Raw genomic sequence first — 10,036 nt, 5'->3', positions numbered from 1 at the left:
GGCGTTCTCCGGCGGCCGGCACTTCTGCCTGGGGGCCGCGCTGGCCCGCGCCGAGGGCGAGGTGGGGCTGAAGACGTTCTTCGACTGCTTCCCCGACGAGCGCTCCGCAGGGGCGGGCAGCCGGCGCGATACGCGGGTGCTGCGCGGCTGGTCGACGTTGCCGGTGGCACTGGGCCCGGCCAGGTCACTGGCCACCGCCGACTGATTGGCTCGCATCGCGAGATAGAAGCCAAGGTCGCGATGGCCGCGGTGACCGCAGCCGTCGCTTCTGTTTCGCGGAAACGCGAAAAGGGATCAGTGGTCGGCGAGCTCGCGCGGCACCACGAAAACATCGACCAGCGCGCCGTTGCGCCACACCGTCATCTCGATGCGACGCTCGATGGCGTCCTCGACCATGAGCCGCTGAATGGCGGTGGCGGTCACCACATTTCGGCGGTCGACGCTGACCACAATGTCGCCGCGGCGCAACCCCGCCTGATCGGCCGGGCTGCCGGGGACCACGCTGGCCAGCTGCAACCCGTGCGTTGTTCCGAGCTTGGCAGCCACCGCCGGCGGCACCGGGATGTGTGAGCCGGCGATTCCCAGCCACGCGCGACGGACCCGGCCCGTGTGCATCAGCGCCGCGATGATCTTGTGGGTGGACTCGTTGATCGGCACGGCCAGCCCGAGACCTACACCAGCGACAGCTGTGCTGACTCCGACCATCCGCCCGCGCCCGTCGGCGAGCACGCCGCCGCTGTTTCCGGGGTTGAGCGCGGCATCGGTCTGGATCACCTCGTCGACCACCCGACCCGCGCGCGTGGGCAGTGAGCGTCCCAAGCCGGAGACGATGCCGGCGGTCACACTGCCCGCCAGCCCCAGCGGGTTGCCGACCGCCACCACCAGCTGCCCGACTTGAAGGTCCTCGGCGCGTCCCATGGCGACCGGCGCCGGAACGGCCCCCCGCGCTTTGAGCACCGCCAAATCGGAAAGCACGTCGCGGCCCACGACATCCGCGGTCACCGAGGCGCCGTCGGTGAACGTGGCCTCGGCGAAGCGGGCATTGCCCACCACGTGGGCACTGGTCAACAGATAGCCGTCGGATGTGATGACGCTGGCGCTGCCGCTGCCCTCACCGCGCCGCGAGCGCACCGCCAGGCTCGCGACGCTCGGCAACACGACCTGAGCGACCCTCGTGACCACGGCGGAGTAGGCGTCGAGGGCCTCGGCGTCTGGGCGCTCGTCGGGCATAACCACCTCAGCGTTGCACCCGCGCGCGGTATGCCAGGGTTCGCCATAGGCATAACTGGTCGCGGGTTCGTTGACACGGATTCAACGGCCGCGCTTGTATTGACGTCCGTGACCACAAACACGGCCGAGGCGCCGGTACTGGGGCTGTGGCGGGCGCTGTCGCGTCGCGACTGGGACGCCGTCAAGACGTTTTTGTCAGCGGACTGCATCTACGTCGACATGCCGGTCGGTCCCACATTGGCCGCGCGCGGTCCCGACGACATCGTCAAGCGGCTCAAGGTCGGGCTCGAGCCGCTGGCCGGATATGAGAACCACGACGGTCTGCTGGTGTGCAACGGCTCCGACGTCATGTATGAACACTCCGAAACCTGGCGGTGGGACAGCGGCGAAACCGCTGTGCTGCCGTTTGTTTCGGTACACAGGGTCGCCTTGGAAAACGGCGTCGGCAAGGTGACGTTGTGGAAGGACTACTGGGATTTCGGCGCAATCGCCAACCACGCGCCGCCGTCCTGGATGGAGAATCTGTCCCAAGCGGACACGTCATGGGTGTTCGACGCAACCGGGCTGATCTGAGCGCCGGTCAGCGCTCGGACTCGACGAGCGCCTTTAGCCGTTTCAGCGTCTGGCTCAGGTTGCGTCCCACCTGACCCACCGCCACCCGGTCGGCGATATAGCCGAGCAGTCCGCCGGGCGCCTGATACGACAGCCGGAAGGTGACCTTCGTTCGGCCATCCCCCGCATTCCGCAGCCGGATACGGCCACGCAGGCTGATACCAGTGATGCCGACCCAAGCCAAGTCGCGGGCGTCGTCGAACTCGACCACCTCGATCAGCCCGCCGACCGGCACCGAGCCGATCTTCCAATGCACCGTGTAACGAGCCCCCTTGCCCGGAGGCTGCTCATTGGCGGCCTGCCAGCGCTCGAGGCTGGTCATGAACTCGGGGTAGCGGTCGGGGTCGCTGACCACTTTCCACACCGCGTCAGGGTCTGCGTCGATCACGCAGCGGCGTTCGACGCGCATCAGCCGATCACCGGGAATCGACGTTCGGCGGCCAGCCGGTCCACGCCGGCCTGCAGGCTGCCCAGCACCTTGTCGTGCACGGCGCGGTCATCGCCGTCTACTTCGATGGGTTCCTGCACTTCGATCGCGATCTTGGCGGGCAGCGGAATGTGCCCGGCCAGGTCGCTGATGTTCAGCCCCCACGGCAGCGCCAGCGATATTGGAACGCTTTTCAGCCGCAACGTCTTGTCGGTCATCAGCAGCTTGGCCAGCCACTGTCCGCGGCTGATAAACAGTGCGCTTTCCTGGCCGCCGACGCTGGCGACGGGCACGATCGGCACACCGGCTTCCCGGGCCAGCCGCACATAGCCCATGCGGCCGCCGAAGTCGACCTTGTGACGCTCCCACGACGGCCGGAAGACTTCATAGTCGCCACCGGGATACACGAGCAGTGCGGCACCGGATTCCAGGGCGAGTCGGGCGTTTTCGTGGCTGGCGGCCACCGTGCCGAACTTGCGCAGCCAACCCAAGGGCGGCGCCGAGACGACGAGGTTGTGCGCCAATTGGTAGAAGGGCCGCTCGACCCCGAAGTATGAGCAGAACGCGAGGGTGAACACAAACGTATCGGGCGGCACATTGCCGCCGCTGTGGTTGCCGACCAGCAGCACCGGCTCCTCGGCGGGAATGCGGTCCAGGCCGCGCACATCGGCCCTGAAATACAGCGACGCGAGCAGCCACGTTCCCGGCAGCTGATCCCGGATGTAGTCGGGATCGCGCTGGTCGAGGTCCGCCTTCGGGACCCGAGACGCGACTTGTTTGCGGGCCCAGTCCAGGATGCCGCCGACGGTCGCCATAGGCGCCGGTATACCCCGGTGCTACCGGGCGTCAAACCCGGTAGATGCGCGCCGCGTTCTCGCGGGCGATGAGGTCGACGACCCTGATGGCGTCGGCCTCACTCCAGTCCCCGGCGTCGACGAACTGCTGTAATGTGCGCTGAATGCCCTTGCGCCACAAGGCCGCACCGAGAAAGTGCAATTCGGCCGGGCCGAAGCCGTCCGAGGAGTACACGATTTTGCCGAAGGGTGCCAATTCCAGCAGCCGGGCGATGAAAGCGGCTCCGCGCGCCCCCAGGAAATTGATGCTCAACCCGCCGTCGAGATAGACGTTGTTGAACGCCTGCGCCAGATAGCCGGCTTCGCGCTCATAGGGATAGCAGTGCAGCAGCACGATCGGGGTGTCCCCGGACTGCCGCAAGAAGTCGAGCAGATACAGCGGGTTGGTCCTGTGCAGGTCGCAGTCGCGGTCACCGAGTCCAACGTGGAATTGCAGCGGTTTGCCCAGTCGCAGCGCCTGGTGCAGTCCGAAGCGCAGCAAGACCCGGTCGCGCAGCCGCACTCCGCCGTGGTCGCGCCATGTGGCGGCGGCCTCGGCCACCTGCGCGGCGGTCGGCTCGCTCAGATCGCCGTCGAAGCCGCCGCGATAGGCCAGGATCGATTTGGTGCCGACCGCTGTGGTGGCGCGCCGGTGCAGGATCTCTTCGAAAGCGGATGCGTAGTCGCTGGGGGCTTGCGCAGCTTGCTCGGCTACGTGCTCGAGACGCACCACCTCATGAGCGCGCCCGCCTGAGAGCTCGCCGAGTCCGTGGACGTCGGTGATGCCGTCGGCCAAGCCGGTGTCCACCAGCCAGTCGGTGACGTTGGCTTCGCGCAGGAAAAGCTGGGCCAGCTCCGCCTCGGTCAGCTCAGTGCGACGCTGCCAATACGCTTCGGCATCAACGTGTCTGGGGAGCCCCAGCAGCGGCGCGCAATGTGCACGCACGGCGAACCCGAGTTGAGAGTCGAATCCCGAGTACATGATCGGTTCGGTGTTGGCCTCGTTGAGTGCGTTTTCGAACCGCTGGCGCTCCCCTGGCCTCAGCCAGCAACCGTGGACGTGCTGATCGATCAGCGGCACGTCGGCGATGTGTTGCGCTAACACGGTAGCCGTCGGCACGCTCATACGCTCCACGACATCCGGAACTTTTCGGTCAGTTCTTCCGGGCTCAGGTCGCCGTAGTGGTCGTGCTCGAAACGGCGCACAGCCACCAGCACGTCGACTGCCGCATCACCGAGAATGCGCCGTAGTCGCTGTGAATTATCTAGTGCAGCAGTAGCTTTAGCTTGATTGTCGGTTAGCCGCAGGATGCCTGCGCGGTCGGGTGGTGTTGCCGGGTCTACGGTTGTCTCGGTTGGCAGCTCGGCTTGCTGCTGGATGCCCTCTAGCGCCAGGCCGAGGATCGCGGCCGACGCGAAATACGGGTTCGCCGACGCATCGATCGCCTTGACTTCGACGTTGCCGCCATACGGATTGCCGGGCCCGGCGGTAACGAACCGCACTGCGGCTTCCCGGTTCTCGGTGCCCCAGCACGCATAGGCCCCGGCCCAGTTGCCGGGCCGGGTGCGCAACCCCGACACGATCGACCCGCACAGGATGCTCTGGGCTTCGGGTAGCCCACGTAGCAGGCCCGCTACGGCGCTTTCGCCGGCTGCCGTCATCCCCCGGACGCCGGCTCCGTCCGAGAACAGTGGTCCGTCCGATGTGGCCAGCGAAAAATGCTGGTGCGCACCGGATCCCGGGCCGTCGACGAACGGTGCCGGCGACAAGCACACCCGCAGCCCGTAGCGGCGGGCAACCCGACCCACGATGATCCGGGTCAGTACCAGTTGGTCGGCTGCGGCGACCGGCGCTTGTGGCGTCAACGAGATCTCGAACTGGTTGACCCCGTATTCGGGGTGAAACTGTTCGATCCCCACACCGGATGCGCTGGCCGTAGCGACGACATCGCGCACGAACGCCTCGTGCTCGAGCAAGCCGGCCAAGCCGTACTGCGCCCACAGCGTAGACGGCAGCCGACTGCCGTCGGGATTGACCAGCACGAACTCGATTTCGTGACCGACGACGGCGTTGATGCCTGCTTCTTCGAGCGCGGCCTCGATGCGGGCCAGGGTTCCGCGGCTGCAGGCCGGCACGGGTGTGCCGTCCTGCTCGAAAAAGCCGCCCGGCGCCCACGCCAATCCGTCGTCAATGATGCGCAATGCCGATAGGTCGATGCGGATGCGCTGGTCGCCGACCACGCCGATGTCGTCGGTGAACGCGATGCCGGTTTGATCGATAGCGAAGGCATGCCACACCGGGCTGGCCCCCACCCCTGGGTCGGCGAAGGTGTTGGTCCGTCGGATCGGCACGGTTTTGGCGTGGGTGAGCCCGGCCGGGTTGACCACGGTGCCGATGACGGCGTCGACCCCTTCTGCTTCCAGTTGAGCGATCGCCGCGGCGGCAAGCGGTGTGGCGGTCACGCCGAGTGGATTACGTGCGGCTGGGCAAAGTGAGTTTGCAGCTCTGCCCGATGTCCAAGGTGCGCAGCACGCGTCCCATTCCCAGCCACAGCGCACACGACAGCGCCAGGTCGGCCAGCAGCTCGTTGGTGAAGTGTTCGCGGCATTTGGCCCAGAACTCTTCGTCGTCACGCAGCACGGTGTGTTCGGTCGCGAATCGGTGTGCGAACTCGGCCGCCAGCCGCTCCTGCTCGCTGTAGCCCGGCCATGTCCGCCACTGCGAGGCGTGCGCGTAGAGCTCTTCGTCCACACCGTCCGCGGGCCCGTCGGCGGCACGGGCGTTGACGCAGACTTCACATTCGTTGTTGTGCGCGATCACCGTGCGCGCCAGTTCGCGGGTGCGCAGCGGCAGCCTGCTGTGGTTGTAGACCGCGTCGCTGAATCCGGCTATCGCCCCGCCCAGCCGGGGCGATTTCTCGATCCAGCCCGCGAGGTCGTCGTCATCGAATGTTCCGATTCGGCTCATGGCGAGATGGTACGCCCGGCGTTGGGTTGCGGAAGTTTCTCGGTGGCGACGCTGGCCAGATCCCGGCGTTCTTCGTGCCAATCACGTTGCGTGACAATTCGGTGTGCGATGCGGTCGAGGGCGGCTTCGACCTGGGCGCGGTCCGGCCGTCCCTGATAGTTCGGTGAGCGAGATAGCTTGTCCACGATCCACTCCCGGATCAGCGTCGTGACGAACTCGACCTGCCTGGCACCGCGCGGAGTCAGCCAAAGGCTGTCGACGTCCTGCCCTGCGTAGCCGGCGCGTACCAGGCTGCCGAAGGCGGGTTCGATGACTTCGTACGGCACACCAAACTGCTCGCCAATCTCGGTCAACCGGGCTCTTCCGAAAACCCTTGTGTAACGGTGTATTTGCAGCAGCGCCCACAGCTGGGCGACGTCGAGCTGACAATCGGGTCGCATGGCAATGCTGCGCAGGCGCATCCCGGGGTCACCACGTCGCAGCAGGCGCCCGATAGCTGTTTCGAGCATCTCATCCGGCGACTGGGTGGTCGGCATGGCGAACCCGTCGCCGAGGTCGGCGGCGCGGTAAGCGATGTCCCTCAGCGGGACCTCTTTGAGGAAAAGCGACAGGACGAAACCGACCACCGCGACGGGCACCGCCCACAGGAACACCAGGGTGAGCGACGCGGCATATGCGTCCACGATCGGGGCGGCCATGTCCTTGGGCAGCCGGTGCAGAACCTCCGGTGAGCTTGCCGCGGCGGGCGGCGCATGGCTGGCCGCGATGGCCGGGCCGAGTCTGTTGTGCAGGAAGTTGGTGAACAGCGAACCGAATATCGCTGCGCCGAACGAACTGCCGATGGTGCGGAAAAAGGTGACACCCGACGTGGCCACACCGAGGTCTTCGAACCGCGACGTGTTCTGCACGATGAGGACCAGCACCTGCATGCACAGACCGATACCGGCACCGAGGATGACGAGGTAAAGCGATTGCAGCAGTGCCGAGGTCGACGGATCCATCCGCGACATCAGCAAAAACGCAACCCCCATCACCACGGTCCCCACGACCGGGAAGACCTTGTAGCGGCCGGTCCGGCCGACCAGCACCCCGCTGCCCATCGAAGTGGTCAGCATGCCCACCACCATCGGCAGCGTGCGAAGCCCCGATGTGGTCGCCGACACGCCGTCGACGAACTGCATATACGTCGGAAGGAAGGTCAACGCGCCCAACATCGCAAACCCGACCACGAACGACAACACACAGCACACCGTGAACACCGGACTTGCGAAAAGCCTCGTCGGCAAAATGGGTTGTGGCGTACGGCTTTCCACCCACACGAAGACGCCCAGTAACACTGTGGAGCCGACGAACAGACCGATGATCGTCGGCGATCCCCAGGGGTAGGTAGTGCCGCCCCAACTCGTCGCCAAGGTCAGCCCGGCGGCCCCCAGCCCGACGAACACAATCCCGGCGTAGTCGATGACCGGCCTGCTGCGTCCCGCTAATGCCGGGATGGCTGCGGCGGCGACGAAGAAGACCACCACCGAAATCGGCACATTGATCCAGAACGCCCACCGCCAGGTCAGATGGTCGGTGAAGTAGCCGCCCAGCAACGGGCCGATCACAGTAGTCACACCGAACACCGCGCCCAATGCGCCCTGATAACGGCCGCGCTCGCGCAGCGGGATGACCTCACCGATCAATGCGGTGGCGGTCACCGTGAGGCCGCCACCGCCGATACCCTGCAGCGCCCGGGCCAACACGAGCATGATCATCGACTGCGATAACCCGCACAGCACCGAGCCGGCGACGAAGAACACGACAGCCGCCTGGAACACCGCCTTGCGGCCGAAGAGGTCGCCGAACTTGCCGACAAGCGCGGTGATGATGGTCGAGGCCAGCAGATAGCTGGTTACCACCCAGGACTGGTGGCCAGCCCCGCCCAGATCGGCGACGATGGTCGGCAGCGCGGTCGCGACGATGGTCTGGTCGAGCGCGGCCAGCAGCATCCCCAGCAGGATCGACACGAACACGAAGTTGCGCCGCTGCGGGCTGACCTGGGTGCTGGGTGACACCGCATCCGTCCCGGCGGCCGGCGCCGCCGTGGGTGCTGTCATTGCAGCCTCTCAGTTGCCGTGTGCCAGCCGGCGTCTACCCGGGCCGCTGCCGAATGAAGACCGCCGTTGTCAGGTCGTCGGCGGCCGGGCGACGCATTGCGCGGCATAGAGTTGCTCGCCCAGCTTGTCCATCAACTCCAGCTGCGTCTCCAGGTATTCGATGTGGTCTTCCTCGTCGGCCACGATTTTCTCGAAGACGTTTGCGGTGGTGGTGTCTTGCTTCTCCCGGCACAGGATGATCGCTGGTTTCAACCGGTTGATCACGTCGTATTCGAGCGCCAGATCGCTTTCGAACTGTTCGCGCAACGTCTGGCCGACCCGCAGCGAGCCGATGCGCTGATAGTTGGGCAAACCGTCGAGCAACAGGATGCGGTCGGTGACCAGTTCGGCGTGCCGCATTTCGTCGAAGGACTCCGCGCGGGTGCGTGAGGCCAGCTCGGTAAAACCCCAGTTTTCCTGCATCTTGGAGTGCAGGAAGTACTGATTGATCGCGGTGAGTTCACTGGTCAGCTGCTCGTTGAGCAGGCGCAACACGTCGGGATCACCTTGCATGATCGCTCCCTTTTCCCAAGGTCGTTCACGTTTCACAGTGCGCACGGCATTGCTCGGGTGGTGCTGGGCTGTAGCACCACCACGGCGTGCGGGTTCAATCTATCCGGCGACGACGCGAGCTGTACGTCGACCCGCGGAGGAGCTGGACAAACCAGTCGGTGACTTAGGTTAGACTGTGCTAACCGACTTAGGTTAGACTCCACTAATATGGACGTCAGCATTCCGGCGGCGCCGACACTTCAGATGTTGGGTATGAGCGGCCACGTCATTGCGCTCGCCCCGGCCGGTCGCGAGGTGTGCTGATGTACGTATGCCTGTGCGTGGGGGCGACCAGCCAAACCGTGTGCGACGTCGTCGCGCGGGGCGCATCGACATCCAAGGAAGTTGCTGCCGCGTGCGGGGCCGGCGCCGACTGCGGGCGTTGCCGCCGCACGCTGCGGGCAATCATCGCTTCGGCGAGGCAACTCGATACCAGCGCGGCGCGCTGAGGCGCTTCAGTCGCCGCGCCGGCCGGTAAATTCTGCCAGCGCGTCAGCGTTGGCTTGCTCTCCCATCAGCTTGGCGAAGTAAGCGTTCTCCCGTGCGCTGGCCGCTGCGATCTCGGGGCGGGTCGGTTCGACGATCGTGTGCTTGACTGCCATCAGGCTTGCGATCGGACGCGAGGCCAGGACCTCGGCATGCCGGCGAGCTTCAGCGATCAGCTCGGAGGGGTCGCAGAGCTTCCAGACCAGGCCCATTCGGAGCGCCTCCTCCGCGTCGACCCATTCCGAGGACATCAACAGCCACGCGGCGTTTTGGCGGCCCACCAGCTGCGGCAGCAAATACGACGACGCGGCCTCCGGCGCCACGCCCAAGCTGGTAAACGGGCACTTCAGCCGCGCGGTCGAGGACATGAACGCCAGGTCGGCGTAGCCGAGGATCGTGGTGCCGATTCCTACCCCGACTCCGTTGACCGCGCAGACCAGCGGTTTGGGAAACGCGCTGAGCGCATCGATCAGCCCGGGGAAGCCGTGTTTGCCGGGGGTGAAATCCGGATCGGTGACACGAGCTTGCATCTCGCCAAGGTCGGTGCCCGAGCTGAAGGCGCGTCCAGCGCCGGTGATCAGCACGACGGCGACGTCGGGATCCGCGGCCGCCGCCAACAGCGCCTCGGCGGTCGCGTCGTAGAGCGCCTCGTTGAACGCGTTGAGTGCTTCTGGCCGGTTCAGGGTGAGAGTACGCACCCTGTTCTGGTCGTCGATCTGCAATATCACGGCTGAACTCCTTACCCGAACGGTGATTTCAGTACGTAGCGGCTGGTGGGTACGGTGTCGAT

11 protein-coding genes and 1 pseudogene are annotated in these 10,036 nt (G+C 65.9%); 3 read left to right on the top strand and 9 right to left on the bottom strand.

The genetic code is table 11. The features are described 5' to 3' along the window. Positions 1-205: pseudogene (locus VFA16_RS16195) on the top strand (cytochrome P450); the annotation flags it as partial. 89 nt (positions 206-294) lie between these two features. Here VFA16_RS16195 and VFA16_RS16190 read toward each other — a convergent pair. After that, a complete protein-coding gene (locus tag VFA16_RS16190; RefSeq protein WP_324968800.1) occupies positions 295-1,230 on the bottom strand; it encodes a S1C family serine protease in 936 nt (311 codons plus the stop codon). 108 nt (positions 1,231-1,338) lie between these two features. Here VFA16_RS16190 and VFA16_RS16185 point away from each other — a divergent pair, with 108 nt between their 5' ends. After that, positions 1,339-1,803, top strand: coding sequence for a nuclear transport factor 2 family protein (locus tag VFA16_RS16185; protein ID WP_324968799.1), 465 nt, complete (start codon positions 1,339-1,341; stop codon positions 1,801-1,803). Between the two features lie 7 nt (positions 1,804-1,810). Here the strand turns inward: VFA16_RS16185 and VFA16_RS16180 are convergent, their stop codons facing one another. From VFA16_RS16180 to bfr, 7 genes are all read right to left on the bottom strand, one after another. Further along, the gene (locus VFA16_RS16180; protein WP_324968798.1) at positions 1,811-2,251 is read right to left on the bottom strand and encodes an SRPBCC family protein; all 441 of its coding nucleotides are present in this window, start codon (positions 2,249-2,251) and stop codon (positions 1,811-1,813) included. After that, positions 2,251-3,084 (bottom strand): lysophospholipid acyltransferase family protein, encoded by an 834-nt coding sequence (locus tag VFA16_RS16175; protein ID WP_324968797.1) that lies wholly within the window; start codon positions 3,082-3,084, stop codon positions 2,251-2,253. The genes VFA16_RS16180 and VFA16_RS16175 overlap by 1 nt, the downstream gene beginning before the upstream one ends. A gap of 31 nt (positions 3,085-3,115) precedes the next feature. Further along, positions 3,116-4,228, bottom strand: coding sequence for an amidohydrolase family protein (locus tag VFA16_RS16170; RefSeq protein ID WP_324968796.1), 1,113 nt, complete (start codon positions 4,226-4,228; stop codon positions 3,116-3,118). Continuing rightward, a complete protein-coding gene (locus VFA16_RS16165; RefSeq protein ID WP_324968795.1) occupies positions 4,225-5,565 on the bottom strand; it encodes a glutamine synthetase family protein in 1,341 nt (446 codons plus the stop codon). The genes VFA16_RS16170 and VFA16_RS16165 overlap by 4 nt, the downstream gene beginning before the upstream one ends. Positions 5,566-5,575: 10 nt before the next feature. After that, a complete protein-coding gene (locus tag VFA16_RS16160) occupies positions 5,576-6,070 on the bottom strand; it encodes a carboxymuconolactone decarboxylase family protein (RefSeq protein ID WP_324968794.1) in 495 nt (164 codons plus the stop codon). Then, positions 6,067-8,169, bottom strand: a complete 2,103-nt coding sequence (locus VFA16_RS16155; RefSeq protein ID WP_324968793.1) for an MDR family MFS transporter — start codon at positions 8,167-8,169, stop codon at positions 6,067-6,069. Before VFA16_RS16155 ends, VFA16_RS16160 begins: the two co-directional genes overlap by 4 nt. Positions 8,170-8,238: 69 nt before the next feature. Continuing rightward, on the bottom strand, positions 8,239-8,721 hold the full coding sequence (gene bfr / locus VFA16_RS16150) for a bacterioferritin (RefSeq protein WP_324968792.1): 483 nt from the start codon (positions 8,719-8,721) through the stop codon (positions 8,239-8,241). A 302-nt stretch (positions 8,722-9,023) separates the two neighbouring features. On the opposite strand from bfr, the gene VFA16_RS16145 reads away from it, so the two are divergent. Beyond that, complete coding sequence (locus VFA16_RS16145) at positions 9,024-9,209, top strand: (2Fe-2S)-binding protein (RefSeq protein ID WP_324968791.1); 186 nt, start codon at positions 9,024-9,026, stop codon at positions 9,207-9,209. Positions 9,210-9,215: 6 nt separating this feature from the next. Here VFA16_RS16145 and VFA16_RS16140 read toward each other — a convergent pair whose 3' ends face one another. Then, entirely contained in the window at positions 9,216-9,974 is a 759-nt protein-coding gene (locus tag VFA16_RS16140) for an enoyl-CoA hydratase/isomerase family protein (RefSeq protein ID WP_324968790.1), read from the bottom strand. Between the last annotated feature and the right edge of the window lie 62 nt (positions 9,975-10,036).

Origin of the sequence: Mycobacterium sp., from assembly GCF_035653355.1 — a bacterium.
Classification (GTDB): domain Bacteria; phylum Actinomycetota; class Actinomycetes; order Mycobacteriales; family Mycobacteriaceae; genus Mycobacterium.
This window is presented reverse-complemented; position numbering and strand designations above follow the sequence as displayed.